The sequence below is a fragment of the Candidatus Sordicultor fermentans genome, assembly GCF_012728195.1.
Classification (GTDB): Bacteria; Atribacterota; Atribacteria; order Atribacterales; family Caldatribacteriaceae; genus Sordicultor; species Sordicultor fermentans.
In genome coordinates, this window is the sequence record NZ_JAAYFP010000039.1 from 1 (window position 1) to 21,677 (window position 21,677).

Genomic DNA, 21,677 nt, shown 5'->3' on the forward strand with positions numbered 1-21,677 from the left:
CTGGAAACTATGATTATAGCGTCGTTAGCTGGAGGCAGCATATTGAAAAAGTACTTTGAGGAGGAGAACTTCTCTGTTTCCCAGAAGTCTGTTTCCTATGACTTAGTAACTTCTGCTGACAGAGAATCTCAAGAAAAGATTATCTCTATCTTAAGTGGTCGCTTTCCCCAAATCCCGATAGTGGGAGAAGAAGGAAGTGAACAGATATCACATTATCGTGAAGCTTTTTATGTGGACCCTTTAGATGGGACTTTAAACTTTGTTCATAAATTTCCTTTTTTTGCTGTTTCTTTAGGTTATTGGAAAGATAATGAGCCAATAGCCGGGGTAGTATACAATCCTATAAGCAAGGATTTATTTTATGCTCGAAAGGGGAATGGCGCTTTTCTAAATGGAGAAAAAATAGGAGTTTCTGCTACAACTTCTGTGGAAGGGAGTTTACTGGTAATCGGCTTTCCTTATGAAGAAGGAGAACTCTCTCGGACAGTAAAAGATATAAAATCTACTATGAGACTCACTGATTTGCGGGTTTTGGGAAGCACGGCTTTGGAGTTGAGCTATGTAGCCCGGGGCATTATAGATGGTTATTGGGAATATGCGCTATCTCCCTGGGATTTGGCGGGAGGAGTTTTAATTGCTCAAGAAGCAGGAGCGGTAATTTCGGCACCGGATGGAGGAAAGTTTGACCTGTTTAAAGGAGATGTGTTAGCTGCTACTCCAGGCATATATCAGGAGTTGGTAAAAGCTATAAATGGCTGACGGAATTGAATCAAGATATTTTGGGGGGCACGGAATACCGTTTTTCAGTAGCTGTTTAAACTATAAAGCTATATTCAATATCTCCTTTTGTATTTTGGCCAGATTTTGAATGTTCGATGTATCTGGGAAATCTTATAACCAATCGAGGAGGCGATTATTTGTGATTCTTGATATACTGGAAAATGGAAAGAATTATGTTTCTTTAAATGATAGGTTTGCTGAAGCCTTTGCTTTTCTTGCTGAGAAAAATTTTGAGGAATTACCTGATGGACGATATGAGATAGACGGGGAAGATTTATTTGCCGTGGTTATGTCCTACACCACTCGCCCAGTGACGGAGGTCGAATGGGAAGCACACCAAAAATATCTGGACATCCAGTATTTGGCAAGAGGAAAAGAAATCATTGGATGGGCTCCGCTGAACCAATTGACCCTCTCTAGGCCCTATTCGGAGGAAAAAGATATAGCTTTTTTTAAGGATCCCCAGATTTGGACAGCGGTCAATATGGGAGAAAACTATTTTGCCATCTTTTATCCCGAAGATGCTCACCAGCCCTGCTGCATTTATGATGAGCCAGCGAACGTGAAAAAAGTAGTTATAAAAGTAAAACTGCTGTAACATTTAAATTATTCATAGTTGATTTATATTTTCGTTGGAGCTCACCGGTCTTTTTATGTGTAATGCTGCTTCAAATATGATAGGGATAGCACCGGATATGGCAAGGTCTCGGTGGGTCTTGTTAGTTTCCGCAAACCCTGTCGTAATTAATATTCCTCGCCGAGAAGAAAAACTCGAGACCACCACGCACGCTGGAGGAATATGTCCCAGCGTTGATATTCCATATTGTGCTTTTTTTCAATGTTTTAAACTGCCAGTTGACACGGTGGGGTTGATCGTGATGCTCTGGGAAAAATGAGAGAGCAAAAGAGAAAATAATATTACCGTGAATTTTGCAGGATACTATGAAGAAAGCCCAAGGGAAAGCCTTTCTAGAAGAAATTCGGGAAGCATTAAGCTTGCTGAACTTTGCTGAGGTGGAAATTGAAAATCAACAGTTCTTAATCAAAATTAAAGGAACGGAACTGAGTAATAAAATCTTAAAACTCCTCAAAATTTAAACTCCCTAAAAATATCACCCCTAAAGAAGAACTATCTCTGTAGACCACTTAAGGTAGTGAGTGTAGTGGCAAAATAGCATATTTTAATTTAAAGAATATAGATTTGATGCGGGTTTCAGCTAAGTGAAGTGTCAAAGTCAGGAAAAAGCACCTCAACCTAGTTTTTTCTCCGGAAGGATGAGGGGGAAGAGAAAGACCGCCTTCATTCATGATTGTAAAAGGAAGAGAGGTACTATATAGTACTTTGCTTTTCGCAGAGATGATGAGGAGAATGTCGTAGACTGTTCTATTAGACCACATTGACAGTTGAAAAGTATTATTACCTGTATTATGAGTAAAACCCTATTAAAAGGAATTAATGCTTGTTTTTTTCGGGCTTCTTTCCTAAAATGGGATTTAGGTATAGAATAGAATAAAACTTACTAAGGAGAGTTTTATGCTGGTTGTTACCCGGAGGATAGATCAAAGCATTCGAATTGGCAATAACATAGAAATAAAAATTCTGGGTATAGAAAAGGGGAAAGTAAAAGTGGGAGTGTCTGCGCCTCCTGATATCCCGGTTTACCGAGAAGAACTATATCAATCCCTCGTGCAAGATAACCAAAAAGCCCTCTTTGTTTCTGAAGAAATGGTTTCCACTCTTCGAAAGGTTTTCTCTCCTCCTGAATCTGCCGATTGAGCGTTTCTGGTATATTTCTCCTATTTATGGCTGTTATCTACTATCGTTTTCAGAAATAGATTCTTATAATTATTTCAGGGGAATTTTTGAGGAAAGGAATCGATATATAAAAAATAAAGGTGTGAGGAGGAAAAAGCTTGAAAGAGAGAAAAAAGATCTTTTTGACTGTAGTAGTGGTTTCTCTTTTGTTGTTTTGTGGCGTTCATTCTCTGGGGGCTCGCGAAGCACCTGTGTTCCAACTTCCGGGGTTAGATGGAGAAATCTATTCCCTCTCCGATTTTAGAGGAGAGCCGGTGGTAATTTCTTTTTTCGCTACCTGGTGTGCGCCCTGTCGTCAGGAACTTCCTCTTTTACAGAAAATATACGAGGAATATGAAGAAAAAGCCCTGCTAAATGTTTTAGTTATAGACTCAGGAGAGCCTCAAAATAAGGTAGAAACTTTTGTAGAAGAGCTGGGTCTTACTTTTCCTGTTCTTTTAGATGAGGAAGGGAAAGTGGTTCGTGATTACGGTGTTTTATATTTACCTACTCTTTATTTTGTGGATCCTCTGGGCAATTTAGCCGGTCAGGTAATTGGAGCCCAGGAAGAGAGTGTTTTGCGTGGTAAACTGGATCAAATTCTCTGGTTTCGAGGCCTCCGGGAGGCAGAAGTAAAAAATTTAGTGGAGTTAACTTCAGAGGTAGTGATTTTAGACTTTAGAAAAGAGAGTGCTAATCCTTTTCCCGATAGAAAAAATATTTCTTATCAGGTGGTGGATGGTGTAGATTCCGTTATTTCTTCTTTTCCTCGAGAAGGGGTTTACCTTTTACTTACCGAAAATAATGTTGAAGGCCTGGAGACAGGCAAAGCTTTAGCTATCTCTGGTTTTCAACGGGTTTATTACTGGATGGTAGATGTCCCACAGGATTGATTGGGGTTTTGCAACCTTAATTTTCTTTTCTCTTGTTTTACTGGTAGGTGTAATTTATTTCTGGTGGGGGGGAGAGGCACCTCCCTCTCCCCCACCAGAAATAATCGAGGAGGAATATTTTTCTCAAATCCAGATGGAAAAAGCAGAAATAAGCCGGCTGGGAGAGAAGGGTAAAGAATGGGTCCTGAATGCTCGTTCGATAGACCAGAAGGGGGATAGCGTTTTTTTAATCGATGTTTCGGGAACTTTTTTCCAGGAAGGAGCTCCTCTCTATCAGGTGAAAGCTCAAAAAGGGCAAGTATTTTTACCGGAAGGGGATGTGGAACTGGAAGAGGTAAAATTGATAAATGAAGAGAGGAAGGAAAGTTTACAAGGAGAGCTATTGTTGTGGCGGGGAAAGGAAGAAAAATTTGAACTAAGAAAGGCTCAGTTTGCCGGGCAAGGAATAGAAGCTAATTGTCAATTAGTAGTTTATAATATTCCGGAGGAGAAATTATGGTTGGAGAACAATGTAGAATTAAAAATCAAGGTGGGAGAATGAGAAAAATTATCTTCTGCGTTCTGGCTTTTTTCTTTTTTCCTTCCCTTCTTCTTTTTGCTCAAGAAGAGGAAGTGGTATTAACTATTACTACTCCTCAAGCTGAGTATGATGCTGAGACCGGGAAAATCGTAGCTCAAGTTTCTACCTTTACCTGGCAAGATGTAAAAGTGGTGTGCCCTTTTTTGGAGATAGATACTCAAACTCAAGAAGCGAGAAGTGAAGGAAATATAAGTATTTCCTGGAGTGATTTTCAAGCTCAAGCCCGAGCTCTCTATTATCAGGGTAAAGAAAACCGATTAAATTTTTGGGAATAGAGGGTTCTAATCCAGAAATGCGCTTTTCTACCGGGGAAGCTTGTTTTGATTTTAACCAAAAAAGGCTCTGTCTTACCTCGTCTCCTCTTTTGGTCTTGCAAGATTGGGAGGTCAGGGCTCAGAATATAGAATACTCTCTGGAGGAGAAAGCTTGGGAGGCTCATATAGTAAGAGTAGAGAGAGAAGATTGGCAGGGTAGGGCAGAGAAGGCTCTTTATCGAGAAGGAGACGAATTTATAACTCTAGAAGGCGAAGCAGAGGTGCAAGGAGATAGTAATCTTTTGCGAGGGGAGAAGATATTTGTATACCTGGATAGTGGTCGAGTGAGAGTGGAAGGGAACGTGGAGATAAAACTGGTTCCTTAAAAGGAGGAAATGCGCTTGCCTCAAGGGAAAAACTGGAATGCCTTGTTAGGGAGAGGCTTGACCAAGGAGTATAGTAAAAAAAGAGTAGTAAATGAAGTTGATTTAGAGGTGCGAAGAGGAGAGATAGTTGGTCTTTTAGGACCCAATGGAGCAGGAAAGACCACTACTTTTTATCTTCTGGTGGGTCTTGTAAGACCCACGGAAGGGAAAGTTTTTTTAGATGCCCTGGAACTCAATCACTTTCCCATGTATTTACGAGCTCGTATGGGTATAAGTTATCTTCCTCAGGAGCCTTCTGTTTTCCGAAAACTTTCAGTGAAAGATAACTTAGATCTGGTTTTAGAAATGCAGGGCCTATCTAAAAAGGAAGTGAAAGAAGAGAGAGAGCGCCTGCTGGAAGAGTTTGGCATCAGTCATCTGGCTAATTCCCCGGCTAATTTACTCTCCGGAGGAGAAAGAAGACGTTTAGAAATTGCCCGAACACTGGCTACTTTTCCCTCCTTTATCCTTTTAGATGAGCCATTTACCGGGATTGACCCTATTGCAGTTGAGGACATTCAAAATTTGGTGAAGTATTTGGCCAGTAAAAATATCGGAGTTTTGATTACCGATCACGCTGTACGAGAAACCCTGGCTATCACCGACCGGGCTTATATTATGTTTGAAGGTAAAATTTTAGTTTCTGGCAGTTCGGAGGAAATTATTAATTCCGATTTGAGCCGAAAATACTATCTGGGAGAACGTTTTAATCTTTGAAAGTATTAGATAAATATATTCTCAAGCAGAGCGTAGCTAACTTTTTTTTTGGAGTCGTTTTGTTCGTTATTTTAGTAAGCGCTGGAGACCTGCTCTTTCGTCTGGCTCACTTGTGGTTGCAAGAAGGTTTTTCAATAGGGGAAGTTATAAAAATATTTTTTTTAAGTCTTCCCTCCCTTCTTATCTATATTTTGCCGGTTTCGGTATTGTTAAGTGTGCTGCTTACCGTGAACCGCATGTCCAGCGATAGTGAAATTATAGCCTTGAGAGCAAGTGGGGTTAGTTTTAGAAGGCTGACTATTCCTTTTTTCCTTTTTTCTCTGTGGGTTTGTGCCGGGACTATAATCATCCAGGAGGTATGTTTACCCTGGGCTTCAGTAGAGCTTAAAGAGATAGGAGAAAGAGTGAGTGGAGGAGAACTAATACCAGAAAATACTTTTTTCCGGGACGACAGTGAACCAGGCGTAGAGAGGATGTTTTATGTAAAAATGATAGATCCGGAGAAATCTCTCCTTTTGGGAGTAGTGGTTCAAGAATATGACGAAGAGGGTCTGAGGAGAATCATCAATGCCCAGGAAGCCTTTAATCAGGAAGGGAAGTGGGTATTTAAGGAAGGAATTATATATGAGGTGGGAGAAGGGGGAGAGATAGAAAGAATGATACGTTTTGAAAAGGAAGAAGTTGCTACTGCTCAGAGCATGGAAGAGGTACAGAAAGTCCAGAAAAAGCCGCAGGAAATGAGTTTTCTGGAATTGAAGAATTTCATCGGGGAAGAGAGAAGTAGAGGAAGGAAAACGGAGAAGTTAGAATTAATTCTGTGGCAAAAAACCGCCTTTCCCTTTGCCAGTCTGGTTTTCGTCCTTGTAGGAGTTTCTCTGGGTATCGTTTCTCCTCGTTCGGGCAAAGCTTTAGGAATAGGATTGAGTGTTCTTATAGTTTTTGCTTATTACGTTATTTTTTCTTTAGGTAGTACTCTGGCAGAAGGAGGGGGCTTATCTCCCTTTTGGGGAACCTGGATGGCTAATATAATGGGTTTTGCAACTGGTGGAGGCCTGTTGTGGTGGAAAGAAAAAAACTGAAGGAGACTTTCTATGGATTGGGGTAGCTGGTTGTTGATTTTTTCTATAATCATTTTGGCTGGAGTTATAGCTTACTTGGGTGATATTTTAGGAAGAAGAATTGGAAAGAAAAAGCTTTCTTTGTTTAAACTTCGCCCGCGCTACACTGCTATTCTGGTGAGTGTTATTACCGGGATTTTAATCGCTGCTATTACTCTTACTATTTTAAGCGTTGCCTCTCAGGATGTGCGTACGGCTCTGTTTGGTATGAAAGAGCTAAAAGATCAAATTGAACAATTGGAACAGAGAGAAAAGGAGTTGCAGAGCTCTAAAGCTGTGCTGGAAGAGCAGGTTAAAATTTTAACTGGAAGCGTGGAGGAGCTAAAGAGTCAAAGGCAGAGTCTCGAGGAAGAGATACAGGTTTTACAAATAGAGCTGACTCGTCTGCGGGAAAGTATTTTGGCTATCCGGCGGGGAGAAATAGTGTTTCAGGATGAAGAGGAAATTTTGCGGGCGATAGCCCCTCCGGGTATGAAAGATGAAGAGGCAGAGAATTATCTTCTTTCTCTGATCAGGCAAGGGGAGGATATCGCCATAGAGCGAGGAGCAGGTCTTGATAAAGAAATACAAAGAGCTGTTTTTGTTTTAGAAGATAACTTTAATGAAACTAAAGAGAGATTAAAAAATAGCGAGGTTCCATTAGTTATTCGTTTGGTGGCTTCCATCAATACTCTGCGAGGAGAACCAGTTATTGCTCGATTTATAGCAGAAGAGAATAAAAAGATATTTTCTGCCGGGGAAGTGATATGGTCTGGAGAGATAGACATTGAACCTCAAAAAACTAATATAGAGCTCTGGTTGGGGGAATTGTTAAGGGAACTCAATGCCTTAGCGGTAAAAAAAGGGATTCTTCCTCAACAGGGCAGAGTGGGAGTTATTTCTGCTTCCAATATTACTGAAGTTACCTCTCTTTTGCAGAAAATGGAAGGAAAGGTAACAGTGGAGGTGGTGGCAGAAAGCGACATATTTACTGCTGGACCTTTGCGTATTTACTTACGGGTGAAGAAATAGACCCCACAAGGGCAGGGTGAAAAGCGATAAAAAAGTGGTGAAACAGATAACGCTGGAAGAGAATTCACTATCTAATTCATAAATGGAAGCCAGCGTATAAGAAGTCATAAGGGTGGGAGTGGCGGCCTGAATAACCATGACTTTTTGGTAAAGGGGGCTGAAGGAGATAAATTTAGTACATGCTAAAAACAAAAGGGGAAGAAAAGCTAATTTGATAGAGGAAGCTAAAAGAAGAGGCTTCCAATTCCGGAAGAGATGAGAAGCAGAAAGGGACATTCCTATAGCTACCATAGTCAGGGGAACAGTGGCGTTAGCGAGGTGATTAATGGCCTCCCAGAGAAAAGGAGGAATGGATAGACCGTTGGTTATAATAGCCAGTAAAAACGCTAAAAAAGGTGGAAGCTTTATTATTTCTAAAAGACTCCGGGCTGATAGGTGTTTGGTCTGGATATATATGCAGAGCAACACTCCTACGGTATAGGTAGAGAGAAAGTTCCCCATCTGGTCAAAAAATATAGCAGGTGGTAGGCCCTTCTCTCCTAAAAGGGCCAGAATGAAAGGATATCCTAAAAAAGCAGTGTTACCAAAAGCTGCTCCCATAGCTAAGCTTACACTGGTTTCGTCTTTTAAGTGTAAAAGCCGGGAGGATAAAAAATAAGAGGCAAGGAAAACCAGACTGATTAAGGTATAGGCAAGGGGAGGAATCTTCCACAGTTCCTGAGTTAATTGAGCAGGCTGCAGCGAGCGAAATATAAGACAGGGAAAAGTAAGATAGAGAACAAAACGATTCAAAAGAGGAACAGTTTCGGGGGGGAAAACTTTTGCTACTCGCAGAAACATCCCCACGGCGATTAAAAGAAACATTACCGCCAGAACTTGGTACAAGCTTATTCTCCTTTTACTGGATTGCGAAGTATTCCGATATTTTCTATCTCTACTTCTACTATATCTCCGGGGTGCAGTGGTCCCACTCCTTCAGGAGTCCCGGTAGCAATAACATCTCCCGGCAACAAAGTCATGACTTCGGAGATGAAAGAGATAAGCACGGGCACAGGAAATAAGAGTTCTCTGGTGTTAGAGTCTTGTTTTTTATGTCCGTTGACATAGGTGCGAATATTCAAATTTCCCGGCTCTATTTCGGTTTCTATCCAGGGGCCAAAAGGAGCAAAAGTATCAAAAGATTTAGCCCTCGTCCATTGTCCATCTTTCTTTTGTAAATCTCGGGCAGTGACATCATTAAAGCAAGTGTATCCTAAAATGTATTCCTCAACTTGTGAAACTTTCACTTTATGAGCTTTTTTCTTTATTATTACTGCCAGTTCTCCTTCGTAGTCTACTTGATTAGAAGAAGAGGGAAGGAGGATGAAATCGTGAGGAGAAAGAGCGGCGGTGGAGGGTTTAAGAAAAATGATAGGGTTTTCGGGGATTTGCTGTTTTAACTCCTGAGCGTGGTGGCGATAATTTAACCCTACTGCTACAATTTTAGAAGGTAGGGTGGGAGAAAGCAATTTAACTTTTTCTCGAGGGAAGATTCCTCTTCCCTCTTTTATCTCTCCAAAAGGGTCAGAGATTTCTTGAATCACATCATCTTTTATCACTCCAAAAAGAGGAGCTTTTCCTTCAGTATGAAGGAATCGGGCTATTTGCATTTTTTAATCGCTCCTTCTGATACCAGGCTTCTTTGCGTCGAGAAATAGGAGGTAAATTGATCACTAAAAATTTCTTTATGAAACTGAAAGCCTGGGGAAGATAACTCCACCGCTTGTAAAATTCAAGATATGCTCGGATAGCAAGACGGCTTAATTCTTGAGGATTGAGAAAATCCAGTTGTAGAACGGAATGCGCTCCATCAAATGCTTTCCAGTCGCGATTGATGATGCGTCCTTCTTTCTGATATTTTTCGTATGTTTCAGTACCGGGGAAAGGAGTGAGAATGGAAAATTGTACAATGTCTGGATTAATTTGTTTGGCAAATTCCACAGTCTTTTTGATAGTTTCTTTAGTTTCTCTGACATTACCCAATATGAAAGAACCCCAGCTTTGAACTCCGTATTTACGCAAGATTTCCACTGCTTTTTTAGATTCCTCAGCGGTTAAATTTTTCCCGTAATCTTGCAGAATGGATTCCTCAGCGCTTTCAAACCCTAAGTAGACCATCCGCAAGCCTGCTCTGGCCATCTTTTCTACTAAGGATTCGTGTTTTACAATGGTGTCAGCTCGGGAAAAGCACCACCATTTGATTTTCATTTTTTCCTGCTCTATTTTGTCGCAAATAGTTTCTGCCCGAGCAGGGGACAGGGTAAAATTATCGTCCACGAAAGCTACTGCTCGATATCCTAAGTCAAAGTAAACCTGGCGCAGCTCTTCCATTATATTCTCTGGAGAACGAGCTCTCCACTTTTTACCCGAAAACTGAGATGAAGCACAGAAAGAGCAGCCAAAAGGGCAACCCCGGCTGGTTACCATATTTATTAAGGGCTCTCCTTCTACCTGGGTCATCCAGTATTTAGAAAGAGGTAGAAGCTCTCGTTGAGGGAAAGGAATTTCATCAAGGTTGTGGGGAAGAGGAGCAGGAGGAGTGCGGACAATTTTTCCTTCTTCCCGGAAAGAAATTCCTAAAACAGAATGAGGAGATTCATTATTTTCCAGAACCTTAACTAACTGGGGAAAAATATACTCTCCCTCTCCTCGCACTATGTAATCTACTAAGCCACTATTTAATAACTCCTCATCACAAAAAGTGGCGTGATATCCTCCCAGCACTACCAGGCGTCCTTCTTTCTTGGCTGATTCGGCTATTTTCAGTGCTTCATAAGCTTTGTTGGTTTCGCATGTTATTCCTACTAAATCGCAATTTTTCAGATTCTCCTTCAATTCCTTTTTTGGTGCTACTTGAAGGTCTAAAATTTTTACCCGATGATTCTCCTGCTCTAAAGTGCTTGCTAAATACGCTAACCCCAGAGGGGGTAACTTTAGACCAATCCAGCTATAAATTCCCGGAGATGGGGGATTTACTAAAAGAATGTTCAACAGCTTTCACCTCTTTGGTTCCTTTTAAGAAAAACTTCTTAGTTTCTCGATGATGGCCTCTCCTACTTCCCGAGTTCCACAAGCAGTGGGGTCAGCAGGAGTGGGTTTTAAATCATAAGTAACTTTTTTACCTTCTTTTATCACTTCTTTTATTGCTATTTCTAATTTTTCCGCCTTTTCTTTTTCTCCTATATATTTTAACATCATCATTCCCGAGAGAATCATGGCTAAGGGGTTAACTTTGTTCATTCCTCGATATTTAGGAGCGCTGCCATGGGTAGGCTCAAAGACCGCATATTCATCGCCGATGTTAGCTCCCGGAGCCACACCCAGCCCCCCTATCAATCCTGCTCCCAGGTCAGATATTATATCTCCATAAAGATTGGGTAAAACTAAAACATCGTAAAGCTCGGGTTTCTGCACCAGCTGCATACTCATATTATCCACTATGCGGTCCTCAAATTCTATGTCAGGATAGTTTTTAGCCACTTCTCGAGCGACGGCTAAAAATAGGCCATCGGAGTATTTCATAATGTTAGCCTTGTGAACGGCGGTGACTTTTTTCCGTTTTTCAGAACGAGCATATTCAAAAGCAAATTTTACGACTCTCTCTGAACCAGAAACGGAGATAGGTTTAATACTGATGCCGGAGTCGGGACGGATTTTACCTTTCCCCCATTTCTCTATTGCTTCTATGAGCTCCAGAGTTTCTGGTTTACCTTTTTCGAATTCTATGCCGGCGTATAAGTCTTCGGTGTTTTCTCGGATAATTACTAAATTGATATTTTGATAAGGAGAGCGAACTCCGGGATAGGTTTTGCAGGGACGAATACAGGCATAAAGGTCTAACTCTTTTCGTAAGGCTACGTTGACGCTACGAAACCCGCTTCCCACCGGAGTAGTGATGGGCCCTTTCAGAGCTACTCTGTTTTTCTTTATAGATTCAATTACCGAAGGAGGAAGGGGAGTGCCATATTTTTCCATTACTTCTGCTCCTGCTTCCTGGATATCCCATTCTATTTCTACTCCTGTGGCTTCAATCACTTTTTTAGTTACAGCAGTTATTTCTGGTCCAACACCATCTCCTGGTATTAAAGTTATACGATGAGGCATTTTTTCTCCTTCCTTTCCACTTGTTTACTGTAGTAATCTATTTACTTTACTATTTATTCTATCACAAAATCCAAGGGAAGAAGCTCTCTAGATACTATTCTCTCTTTATGGTTTTTTCTCTTTATATTTATCCAGGCAAAGGTAAACAAAGAACGCACTTTATTGACAATTTATAGAGTTTCTTTCCTCATTCACAGTCTAAATTCTCTTTTTTCTCTCAGTAGTTAGTGGAAATCCAGGGCTTTTTAGGCCTGCGGTAACAAGATTCTACAAACAATAAAAAGTTGATTCTGTTACTCAACGTTTTTATCTTTTTCATTTCTATTTTGCGCCGCAGGTTGTTTGATATTATTCTGGAATAGCCACAAATAGAGCCACTTACTTCCCTGATGTCTCATATAAAATTCTAGGTGAAAATAAGTTCTCTGTCAATTTGTTCTGGGCTCTACCCTCTTCTTGAGATAAGCTTTGGTTAATTCTTTCAGTAACCTATCTATCTCTCGTTTTAAGGCAGCTGGATTAATTTCATTGAAAGCCTTTTGCAGTTGTGCTTTTACCTCCTCAGGTATATCCAGAGATTCTAATAGTCTTTGACAGAGAATCTTGGAAGTATCATGTATTTTCTTAACCTTAGCTCCCTGTCTTCTTATTCTCCTCACAGTAAGAAAACATTGGTAGTTGATAAAGGTACTATCATTATCTGAGTTCAGACCTTTGATAGGGAAATTCACTTTGATTTTAAATGAGGCAACTCGAATGATTGACAGGTTCGGGCTGTTTTTGTTAGAATTTGGGCGGTTATTTAAGAAGGATGTTTCCGGAGAGCGGGAGCTTTTATACTGAACAAGAGGACACTTAAAGACCGAGCATATTGATTCCCTTTCTTTTTTTAACAAGGACTATGGTATAGTTTGCCTTAAACTCCGACTACTTCTTTTAGTTTGGAAATCTCTATACTCTTAAATGCCTGCAATTTGTGGCAGAGAAAAATTTGCCATTTTTGTATGGAGATTTTGACTTTACCACCGGTGAGGGGAAGGAGACGTTTTTGTCTTGGGTAGTGGGAGAGAAGGACAAAAAGCAAATGAGGTATGCGGAGTACTGAAAGTAGAGTGCCTCAAGGCTTTCTATGTCCTTGAAATACTGGGAGAAAAAAGGATTATTCAGGCGGTTAATGAAATTGATTTAGAGGTTTCTCCCAATGTGATTTATGGTATCGCTGGAGAAAGCGGCTGTGGGAAAACCACCCTTCTGAAAACCCTCTTTGCTTCCATTGACCCTCCCCTGCGGCTTTTTGAAGGGAAAGTTTATTACCAAACCAATGGGAAGTACATAGATGCCCTTTCTTTAAGTCCCCGTGAAAAGAGGGCTTTGCGCTGGACCTATATCTCTTATATACCCCAGGGTTCGATGAGTGTCTTTAACCCTGTGAAGAAAATCAAAACAACTTTTCTCGATGTGCTCAAAAGTCATGTCCAAGAAAAAGTTACCCAGGACCTTCTTTTGCTCGCTACAAAACACCTCAAGGAATTAGGTCTTTCTCCCCAGGTTCTGGATGCCTATCCTCACCAGCTTTCTGGAGGTATGAGACAACGGGTAGCAATTGCTCTGGCTACCCTTCTCAATCCCCGCATCATTCTAGCTGATGAGCCCACCACTGCTCTGGATGTGGTAGCCCAAAGAGCAGTTCTACAACTTTTACAGGATATACAAAAAGAGCTCCAAAATACTATTATTCTTGTCACCCATGATATGGGTATTCATGCCCAGGTTACCACTCACCTGGCTATCATGTACGCCGGAAGGTTAGTAGAAGAAGGACCTACCGAAGAAATTTTCGCCCGGCCCCTTCACCCCTATACCCGATATCTCATTAATTCTTTGCCCCAGATTGGAGAAAAAAATCGTAAAGAAAGTATCCCGGGGAGTCCTCCTTCTCTTGCATTTCCTCCCCCCGGTTGTTCTTTTCATCCCCGGTGTTCTCAAGTATTCGGTCAATGCACTGTAGAGGTACCTGCGCTGCAGGAAATCTACCCCCAGCACAAAGTGGCGTGTTTTTTGTGGAGGGAAGACCATAATTTTTTATAAAGCTCAAGTCTTATCTATCTGTGCCGAGGTAATCTGGAGATAGTAACTGAAAGAATTCAGGAAAAGTGTTTGAAAGATAAGGAGGTGAGCAAAAAAAGAAAATAATTTTATCATAGTCAAGAAGTTTAGCACTTGTCAGATATTTCAGGGAAAATTTAGAGATTGGTTTTAAAAAAGGAGGATACAAAAATGCGTAAATTTCTTTTAGCGAGCGGTTTGGTGTTTGTGTTTTGTCTGGTAATGGCACTCGCCTCAGCAGGATTTGCCCAGGTTCTCCCTCCGGGGGTTTCCCGGGAAAACACTTTAATTCTTCCCTACCTCTTTGCTCCTAGCCCTGTGCCAGGGAACTGGAACCTGTGGGCTGGGTGGAGAGCACAGAATGGCGGGCTACACCAATTTGTCACCGAGGCACTCTGGACTCTCAATCCTAATGTGGTCGAAGGCGGAATAATTAACGGGCTGGCAGCTGAACCTCCTATTTATAATGAAGATTTTACTCAGCTTACCATAAAATTGAGAGACGGAATTTACTGGAGTGATGGAGTACCATTTACTGCCCAGGATTTAGTTTTTACCATTCTGAAAGAGAAAGATACTCCGGGTCTCGTAGACCACGGTTTGATGCAGGATGTTAAAGATGCAAAAGCAGTAGATGACCTCACAGTGGTTGTGGAGCTCACAAAACCCAACAGTCGATTTCATACTGCGTTTCTGGAGCGCTGGAATGCTCTCCGACCTATGCCCAAACACATTTTTGAAAAGGCTGAAGATATTTTAGCTTTTGACTTTCACCCTCCAGTAAGTCTTGGCCCATATGTTTACGTAAGCCATGACCCGGCTGGCTACTGGGCACTCTGGCGCAAACGAGATGACTGGCAGAGAACTGTAACTGGAAAACTCTTTGGAGAGCCAGTGCCAGAATACGTGCTTTTTATTAATTATGGCCCTCCTGAAAAGCAAATTATGGCTATGATGCGGCACGAACTTGACGTAGTCCAGGGTACAGCAGAACAGATGATTACCCTGTTAAACCAGAGCCAAACTACTCATTCCTACCGTAATACCTGGCCATTCATCGACCCGCGGGATATTTCTACCAGAGGTCCCAGCTTCAACCATTTAGTATATCCTTATAATGAAAAAGATGTCCGCTGGGCTCTGGCTCTGGCAATTGACATAGTAGAGCTGGCAATTTCTACCTATGATGGAATGGTAGCGATGACCCCCGGGCTTCCTCTCGTGGTCAGCCCCAGTTTTTATGAGTGGTATTTCAAGCCCCTGGAACCATGGCTTGAGGAACTTACCCTGGATTTAGGAGATGGTAACACTTTTAAGCCCTGGGATTCCCAAGCACCCTGGCGATTGCTGGAATGGGCGCAGGAAAACTATGAAGTCGACATCGATCCGGCCAATAAAGATGAAGTCCGGCTCGCCTTAGGTTATGGATGGTGGAAATATGCTCCTGATGTCGCAGAAACACTCCTCAAAAAACAGGGTTTCTCCCGGGATGCAAATGGCAAGTGGTGTCTTCCCGATGGAAAACCATGGACGATAAACATCCTGACAGGTGTTGACCCCACTGCCATGGACTATATCGTCATTCTGGGGATAGCAGAGCAATGGAAGAAGTTCGGTATTAATGTGGTCCTTAATCCAAACGCAGCAGAAAGCACTCTCGTATCACACGGTGAATTTGAGGTTGACTCTGTTAGCCATGGAGAGTTCGCTGGAGAACCTTATGGTCTCCATCCCGACCTCTATCGATGTCTCAATGCCTTGCGAAGTGACTTTGTCCGCCCGATAGGAGAATTAACGCTGGGATGGAGAGGACGCTGGAGTGACCCCCGAATAGACCAGATTGTGTCAGAGCTCGAGCTTACCCCCTGGGACAACGAGGAGCGAATTATTGAGTTAGGCACTGAGGCACTGAAAATTACCATGGAAGAGATGATTGCCATTCCAGTCTTCAGCTGCCCGATTACCATTGTTTTTGATGAATACTACTGGACGAATTGGCCCAGTCCAGAAAATGACTGGGCGCGGTGTGATGTCCTCACTACCTGGCCTGAGCTTAAATATGCTTTGCATAACCCCAAACCCACCGGCCAGAAATGAAGGAAAAAACCCGGGTAGACCGAGTCTACCCGGGTTTTTAAGGAGGCAGGGATATGAAGTTCATTAAATATTACCTTGCTCCCAGATTGGTCCAATATATTCTGGTAACTTTTCTGGGACTTTCGGCCGCATTTTTCCTTCCTCGTATTCTTCCTATGGATCCGGTTAAACAACAACTTGCCCAGTATCAGGCATTCGGGGTATATATTCCCCCAGAACAGCTCGAAGAAATTGTGAGCACCTTACAGCAACTCTATGGTCTGGAAGGCAGTCTTTCAGAACAATATATGAGCTTCTGGAAGAGACTCTTCAGGGGTGATTTCGGACCTTCGTTAGCTCGATACCCTACTCCAGTAATGAAGGTTATTGCTCAATCTCTCCCCTGGACATTCGGGCTTCTCCTTTTGACCACCATATTGAGCTGGGTTGTGGCAGTAATAGTAGGAGGGATAGCTGGCTATTACCGGGGACGGTGGACAGAAATTCTGGATGCTATAGTTATGGTAATAAGACCAATCCCCTACTATATCATGTCTTTATTATGTCTCATTCTCTTTGCCTATCTCTTTCCTATTTTTCCTTTAAGTGGAGGAATAGGAGTTGGTATAGAGCTTTCTTTCAGCTGGGAACCTGTAAAGAGCATTGTAGAACATGGAGCTCTACCCGCCCTGACGCTTCTTATTGTAGGGATAGCATGGCAGTTCCAGAGCATGAAGCTCATCGTCCAGGGTGTACGCTCTGAGGACTATGTGTGGTATGCAAAGGTAGCAGGAATAGAAGAGCAGAGAATTGTATTTCATTATGTTATACCCAATGCTATGTTACCCATGATTACTCAGCTGGGACTCCAATTTGGTACTATTTTCAGTGGTGCACTGGTAACAGAAATGGTTTTTGCCTACCCGGGGGTGGGATGGATATTATATGATGCGGTCATGAGAGGAGATTACAACCTTATAATGGGCATTACGTGTATCTCGGTGCTGGCGGTCACTACCTCTATTTTCTTACTGGACCTTATTTATCCTCTTTTTGACCCAAGGGTGCGATATCGATGAAAAAATTGGGAAGTTTATTCCGGGATTTGACCAAAGATTTCAGGTTTACCATAGCGTTTGTAATTCTTCTTGCGCTTTTATTCTTAGCTATTTTATCGTTTTTTTCTCCCTATCATCCCCAGCGGATGTATCAGGTGCCCAGAGGCCGTCCACCTTCATGGGAGCATCCTTTAGGTACTAACTGGCTGGGTCAGGATGTCTTCTGGCAACTTACTTTTGCAGTGAGGAATTCTCTCCTTATTGCCGTTATTACTTCATTAATTTCCCGGATCATTGCCATTTTTGTGGGAATGGTGGCCGGATACCGGGGAGGACTGGTTGACCGGATATTGATGATTATAGGAGATACCACTATGGTATTACCGTCTCTCGTGGTACTCATTGTCGTTTCCACCATTCTCAGAGAATGGGTAAGGCATCTTACTAATTTAGGGCTTCTGCTTGCTTTTTTCTCCTGGGCCTGGGATGCTCGGGTAATTCGTTCTCAAATCTTAAGTTTGCGGGAGAGAGAGTTTACTTTTGTAGCCATACTTTCAGGTATGCGAACCACTAAACTGGTTCTAAAACAGTATTTACCTCATGTTTTGCCGGTGATTCTCACCACCCTCATCAATAATATGTCCTGGGCTATCGGGATGGAAATCACGCTGGCTTATCTGGGTCTGGGTATAGATCCCACTGTGCCGACTATTGGGACGATGCTTCAGACTGCAATCTACAGGCAAGCGCTTTTTCTCCGGCTCTGGTGGTGGCTTTTGACTCCGATTATTACCAGTATCTTACTATTTATTGCTCTTTACTGGCTTTCAGTGGTGGTGAGCGAGTATCTGGATCCCCGAACACGTTTTTAAAGAATCGGGTTACGCTGAGAAAGTACTCTTTAGTGGGGTGGTAGTAATAAATGGGAGGTAGGGATGGAGAAACTCATTGAGGTAACAAATCTAACCAAAATATTTTCAATCGGAACATTGCTATTTAAGGATAAATTCGAAGCTGTGGAAGAAGTATCCTTTTATATAAGGCCAGCAGAAATCTTTACTCTGGCGGGAGAAAGTGGTTGTGGGAAGACCACCACTGCTAAAATCATACTGGGCTTTGAAGAACAAACTGAAGGGGAAATCTTTTTTGAGGAAAAATCTATGGCCTCATGGAAAAGGAAAAGTGCTGAATTCCTGCAAAAAGTACAGGCTGTTTTTCAAAATCCTTTTGAGAGTTTTAACCCTTTAAGAACAGTGGATGATATTTTCTTAGAGACAGTATATAACTTTCAAATGGCTCAAGACAAGAATAGAGCTACAGAACTGATTGATGATAAGCTTAAAGCGGTAGGTCTTTCCTTCCAGGAAATCTACGGTCGATACCCCAGTGAACTTTCAGGAGGGCAACTCCAGAGAGCTTCTATTGCCCGGGCTTTAATTACCAATCCTTCCTTGTTGGTAGCTGATGAACCAGTTTCGATGGTAGATGCATCCCTGCGTATGTCCATCGTGAATCTGTTTACGAAGCTCAGGGACACGATGAAATTGAGCATCCTCTATATTACCCATGACCTCGCTACTGCCTATTATTTGAGCGATCGTATTGCTATTATGTTCCGTGGGAATATCGTAGAGATGGGGCCCTCCGAAGAAGTGCTCATGAAGCCTAAACATCCTTATACTCAACTTCTCCGTGATTCCATTCCTGAGGCTGATCCTCACAAGAAATGGAAGGGAAAGATTGCTGTTTTTGATAGCGAATATGAGGAATATCTCCGGGAGGGGTGTAAGTTTGCCGGGAGATGTCCTGTGGTTATGGAAAAATGTAAAAAAGAAATACCTCGGGAAGTTTTAGTCGATGGTATTTTGGTAAAATGTCATCAGTATAGTGGGAAAGTAAAGTAAGATTTATCTGCAATGTAAGTTATAAAACCTGTCTAATAAGGAGGAATGAAAAAATGTTGGGAGTTTGTTACTATCCGGAACACTGGAGTAAAGAACAAATAACAAGTGATATTCCCAGAATGCGGGAGCTGGGTATTCAGTGGGTGAGAATCGGGGAGTTTGCCTGGAGTTTAATTGAACCAGCTCCGGGGAAATTTGAATGGCAATGGCTGGATGAAGTGCTGAATTTATTCGAGCTCGAAGAACTCAAAGTGATATTGGGCACGCCCACTGCCACCCCTCCTAAGTGGTTGGTTGATCGTTACCCCGATATACTTCCGGTGGATAAAGAAGGGCGAATACGAAAGTTTGGTTCAAGAAGACACTACTGTTTTTCTAACTCAAATTACCGGGAAGAAGTCCGCCGTATTGTTTCGATATTGGCTCAGCGCTATGGTAATCACAGGGCAGTTTCAGGCTGGCAGCTTGATAATGAATATGGATGCCATGATACAGTACGGTGTTACTGTCCTTCATGCCAGAAAGCCTTCAGGATGTGGCTTGAAAATCGCTACGGGGATATAGATACTCTCAACGAAGCCTGGGGAACAAGTTTCTGGAGTCAGAGATACCGTTCTTTTGAAGAAATCGAGCTTCCTAACTTAACGGTGACCACTCCTAACCCCTCTCATCTTATGGATTATTTCCGGTTTTCCTCAAATCAGGTATGTTCTTTCAACCAGCTCCAGGTGGAAATCCTGCGGGAGCTTTCCCCTCACCGCTTTATCACCCACAACTTTATGGGGGGATTTGTCGATTTTGACCATTTCACTCTGGCTCAAGACCTTGATTTAGCCAGCTGGGATAGTTACCCTTTAGGACACACTATATCGTTTTTCGGCTCTACCGATTTAGAGGAAAGCTATATACGCAGGGGTCACCCCGACATTTCTGCTTTTAGTAATGACCTCTATCGGGAAGTGGGAGGAGGGCGATTTTGGATAATGGAACAGCAGGCAGGACCGGTAAACTGGGCTCCTTATAACCCTATTCCTGCTCCTGGAATGGTCAGGCTCTGGACACTGGAAGCCATAGCTCATGGTGCAGAGGTGGTTTCTTATTTCCGCTGGAGGCAGGTACCTTTTGCTCAGGAACAGATGCATTCAGGTTTGTTGCATCCTGATTCTACCCCCGGCCCTGGCTTTTACGAAGTACAAAAAGTAGCTCGAGAGTTAGCAAATATTGAGCTTCCTTCTGTGAGGAAAAGCTCGGTGGCATTGATTTTTGACTACGAGGCTGCCTGGGTTTTTGAAATTCAGCCCCATGGTGAGGGAGTCAGCTATCTTCATCTGGTTTTCCAGTTTTACAGTGCTCTACGACAACTTGGTTTGGATGTCGATGTGCTTTCTCCTCGAGCCTCTCTTGAGGGTTATAAACTTGTGGTAGTGCCCAGCTTACCCATAGTGAGCAAAGAAGCATTAGAGAGTTTGCGGGATTTCGCAGGAATAGTGGTTTTTGGCCCGCGAACGGGAAGCAAAACAGAAACCTATAGTATTCCTCCCGTTCTTCCTCCCGGACCTTTGCAGGAGCTTATCTCCTTAAAAGTTACCCAGGTGGAAAGTTTACCGCCTCAGATGGAGAAAGTACACTGGCAGAACCGGGAATACCCGGTGGGTATCTGGAAAGAATGGGTTGAGACAGAGCTCCAGCCAGAGATGACCTTCGCCGACGGCAGAGGAGCGGCATTCCGGTATGACAGATATTACTATTTTGCCTTCTGGCCCGGTGAGGCACTTTTAGTGGACTTTTTTGCCTGGTTAGTAAAAGAAGCCGGTCTCAATCCGGAGCGATTACCTAAGGGGTTACGCCTCCGAAGAAGAGGAGACCTGGTTTTTGCCTTTAACTTTGCTGCCCAAGGTTCTGAGGTTCCTGCTCCGGCAACAGCCCATTTTTTGCTGGGAAGCAGGGAAATCCAGCCTGGTGAGGTAGCTATCTGGCGCGAATAAAATCTTTATATCTCCAGGATAAGAAAGCGGTGAGGTGTAACAGCAGGTGGCTTTTACTCTATGAATAAAGAAACACTATCATCAGGGGAGAAGAGGAAGTCTTTCGAGAGATGTGTGACAATGTCCTTCTTTTAAGAGAACCGGTCACCAATTTCTCTCAAGTTCTAAAAGATTTAGCTAAATACTTTTCTGAATGGGTTGTTTTATTTAAAGATGATGCTATCTAGTTATCTAATGCTGAATGGAGAGAGTTTCAAAAGCTAATAATAGAGGGGAAAATAAAAATATCCCTACAAGGGGTTGGCACTATTTTTGCTTCTCCTCTATTTGACAATCTGAGCGATAGGGGATATTCTATAGTTGTTAGCTCGGATGAGCTGAGTCGTTGAGCTAGCTAATTCATAATCAGGAAGGAGGTTGGAATAAATGAAATTAGCTCGCAAATATGTGTTATTGGGGTTGGCAGTAGTTCTATTTGCTGCCTTACTTTCTGGGTGTTCAGTAACGGTTGGACCTAAACCAATTCCCGGGGATATTAAAATATGCGCTCGTGAAGGATCAGTGATTTCCGGTTGGGTTTACATTGATGGTTACGATATGGACGAATATATTGATGGATGGTTTAGGCCTTATTGCACAGATTGGATTCGCACAACTTTGGACGAAGAGCATCGTCTGGAAATACGAGGAAGTACCCGGACTTGGCGGGGTCGGTTTACTCCTACTCGTGATAGACAAATCTTTACTCTTGACACTCGTGATGGGGAAGATCTAGATCTAATTATTTATTAAGTATTTTCAAATCAGTTATTCTCCTTGAGTAGAGTAATCC

24 protein-coding genes are annotated in these 21,677 nt (G+C 42.4%); 19 read left to right on the forward strand and 5 right to left on the reverse strand.

Annotation, left to right across the window (positions count from 1 at the left end; all coding sequences use genetic code 11):
• The 12 genes from GXZ17_RS01930 to GXZ17_RS01985 form a co-directional block, all read left to right on the forward strand.
• Positions 1–759 (forward strand): inositol monophosphatase family protein (locus tag GXZ17_RS01930; protein WP_409375607.1); only part of this gene is annotated, 759 nt, incomplete at its 5' end.
• A 160-nt stretch (positions 760–919) separates the two neighbouring features.
• Positions 920–1,378 carry a YhcH/YjgK/YiaL family protein gene (locus GXZ17_RS01935; protein WP_409375608.1) on the forward strand — a complete coding sequence of 153 codons (459 nt, stop codon included), beginning with the start codon at positions 920–922 and terminating at the stop codon, positions 1,376–1,378.
• Between the two features lie 97 nt (positions 1,379–1,475).
• Positions 1,476–1,676 (forward strand): hypothetical protein, encoded by a 201-nt coding sequence (locus GXZ17_RS01940; protein ID WP_409375609.1) that lies wholly within the window; start codon positions 1,476–1,478, stop codon positions 1,674–1,676.
• A gap of 46 nt (positions 1,677–1,722) precedes the next feature.
• On the forward strand, positions 1,723–1,878 hold the full coding sequence (locus tag GXZ17_RS01945; protein WP_409375610.1) for a hypothetical protein: 156 nt from the start codon (positions 1,723–1,725) through the stop codon (positions 1,876–1,878).
• 436 nt (positions 1,879–2,314) lie between these two features.
• A complete protein-coding gene (csrA, locus tag GXZ17_RS01950; protein ID WP_409375611.1) occupies positions 2,315–2,557 on the forward strand; it encodes a carbon storage regulator CsrA in 243 nt (80 codons plus the stop codon).
• Positions 2,558–2,694: 137 nt separating this feature from the next.
• Positions 2,695–3,468, forward strand: coding sequence for a TlpA family protein disulfide reductase (locus tag GXZ17_RS01955; protein WP_409375612.1), 774 nt, complete (start codon positions 2,695–2,697; stop codon positions 3,466–3,468).
• Positions 3,452–4,009, forward strand: coding sequence for a hypothetical protein (locus tag GXZ17_RS01960; protein ID WP_409375613.1), 558 nt, complete (start codon positions 3,452–3,454; stop codon positions 4,007–4,009). The genes GXZ17_RS01955 and GXZ17_RS01960 overlap by 17 nt, the downstream gene beginning before the upstream one ends.
• Positions 4,006–4,323, forward strand: coding sequence for a hypothetical protein (locus GXZ17_RS01965; RefSeq protein ID WP_409375614.1), 318 nt, complete (start codon positions 4,006–4,008; stop codon positions 4,321–4,323). The genes GXZ17_RS01960 and GXZ17_RS01965 overlap by 4 nt, the downstream gene beginning before the upstream one ends.
• A complete protein-coding gene (locus GXZ17_RS01970; protein WP_409375615.1) occupies positions 4,314–4,688 on the forward strand; it encodes an LptA/OstA family protein in 375 nt (124 codons plus the stop codon). Before GXZ17_RS01965 ends, GXZ17_RS01970 begins: the two co-directional genes overlap by 10 nt.
• Before the next feature lie 15 nt (positions 4,689–4,703).
• Positions 4,704–5,444: an LPS export ABC transporter ATP-binding protein gene (gene lptB / locus GXZ17_RS01975; protein ID WP_409375616.1), complete on the forward strand. Its 741-nt coding sequence runs from the start codon at positions 4,704–4,706 to the stop codon at positions 5,442–5,444.
• Positions 5,441–6,523: an LptF/LptG family permease gene (locus GXZ17_RS01980; protein ID WP_409375617.1), complete on the forward strand. Its 1,083-nt coding sequence runs from the start codon at positions 5,441–5,443 to the stop codon at positions 6,521–6,523. The genes lptB and GXZ17_RS01980 overlap by 4 nt, the downstream gene beginning before the upstream one ends.
• A 12-nt stretch (positions 6,524–6,535) precedes the next feature.
• Positions 6,536–7,573 (forward strand): DUF3084 domain-containing protein, encoded by a 1,038-nt coding sequence (locus GXZ17_RS01985; protein WP_409375618.1) that lies wholly within the window; start codon positions 6,536–6,538, stop codon positions 7,571–7,573.
• Here the strand turns inward: GXZ17_RS01985 and GXZ17_RS01990 are convergent.
• From GXZ17_RS01990 to GXZ17_RS02010, 5 genes are all read right to left on the reverse strand, one after another.
• On the reverse strand, positions 7,556–8,458 hold the full coding sequence (locus GXZ17_RS01990; RefSeq protein ID WP_409375619.1) for an AEC family transporter: 903 nt from the start codon (positions 8,456–8,458) through the stop codon (positions 7,556–7,558). The genes GXZ17_RS01985 and GXZ17_RS01990 overlap by 18 nt on opposite strands.
• Before the next feature lie 2 nt (positions 8,459–8,460).
• Positions 8,461–9,222: a fumarylacetoacetate hydrolase family protein gene (locus tag GXZ17_RS01995; protein WP_409375620.1), complete on the reverse strand. Its 762-nt coding sequence runs from the start codon at positions 9,220–9,222 to the stop codon at positions 8,461–8,463.
• Entirely contained in the window at positions 9,194–10,603 is a 1,410-nt protein-coding gene (locus GXZ17_RS02000; RefSeq protein WP_409375621.1) for a B12-binding domain-containing radical SAM protein, read from the reverse strand. Before GXZ17_RS02000 ends, GXZ17_RS01995 begins: the two co-directional genes overlap by 29 nt.
• A 24-nt stretch (positions 10,604–10,627) precedes the next feature.
• Positions 10,628–11,716 carry an isocitrate/isopropylmalate dehydrogenase family protein gene (locus tag GXZ17_RS02005; RefSeq protein WP_409375622.1) on the reverse strand — a complete coding sequence of 363 codons (1,089 nt, stop codon included), beginning with the start codon at positions 11,714–11,716 and terminating at the stop codon, positions 10,628–10,630.
• A 428-nt stretch (positions 11,717–12,144) separates the two neighbouring features.
• Positions 12,145–12,375 (reverse strand): hypothetical protein, encoded by a 231-nt coding sequence (locus tag GXZ17_RS02010; RefSeq protein ID WP_409375623.1) that lies wholly within the window; start codon positions 12,373–12,375, stop codon positions 12,145–12,147.
• Positions 12,376–12,769: 394 nt separating this feature from the next.
• On the opposite strand from GXZ17_RS02010, the gene GXZ17_RS02015 reads away from it, so the two are divergent.
• The 7 genes from GXZ17_RS02015 to GXZ17_RS02045 all read left to right on the forward strand — a co-directional run bounded on the left by GXZ17_RS02015 (position 12,770) and on the right by GXZ17_RS02045 (position 21,637).
• Entirely contained in the window at positions 12,770–13,804 is a 1,035-nt protein-coding gene (locus GXZ17_RS02015) for an ABC transporter ATP-binding protein (RefSeq protein ID WP_409375624.1), read from the forward strand.
• Between the two features lie 189 nt (positions 13,805–13,993).
• The gene (locus GXZ17_RS02020; protein WP_409375625.1) at positions 13,994–15,919 is read left to right on the forward strand and encodes an ABC transporter substrate-binding protein; all 1,926 of its coding nucleotides are present in this window, start codon (positions 13,994–13,996) and stop codon (positions 15,917–15,919) included.
• A 53-nt stretch (positions 15,920–15,972) separates the two neighbouring features.
• The gene (locus GXZ17_RS02025) at positions 15,973–16,977 is read left to right on the forward strand and encodes an ABC transporter permease (protein WP_409375626.1); all 1,005 of its coding nucleotides are present in this window, start codon (positions 15,973–15,975) and stop codon (positions 16,975–16,977) included.
• Positions 16,974–17,828 (forward strand): ABC transporter permease, encoded by an 855-nt coding sequence (locus GXZ17_RS02030; protein WP_409375627.1) that lies wholly within the window; start codon positions 16,974–16,976, stop codon positions 17,826–17,828. The genes GXZ17_RS02025 and GXZ17_RS02030 overlap by 4 nt, the downstream gene beginning before the upstream one ends.
• Before the next feature lie 63 nt (positions 17,829–17,891).
• The gene (locus GXZ17_RS02035) at positions 17,892–18,860 is read left to right on the forward strand and encodes an ABC transporter ATP-binding protein (RefSeq protein ID WP_409375628.1); all 969 of its coding nucleotides are present in this window, start codon (positions 17,892–17,894) and stop codon (positions 18,858–18,860) included.
• Positions 18,861–18,913: 53 nt separating this feature from the next.
• Positions 18,914–20,845, forward strand: coding sequence for a beta-galactosidase (locus GXZ17_RS02040; RefSeq protein ID WP_409375629.1), 1,932 nt, complete (start codon positions 18,914–18,916; stop codon positions 20,843–20,845).
• 426 nt (positions 20,846–21,271) lie between these two features.
• A complete protein-coding gene (locus tag GXZ17_RS02045) occupies positions 21,272–21,637 on the forward strand; it encodes a hypothetical protein (protein WP_409375630.1) in 366 nt (121 codons plus the stop codon).
• The last annotated feature ends 40 nt before the right edge of the window (positions 21,638–21,677 follow it).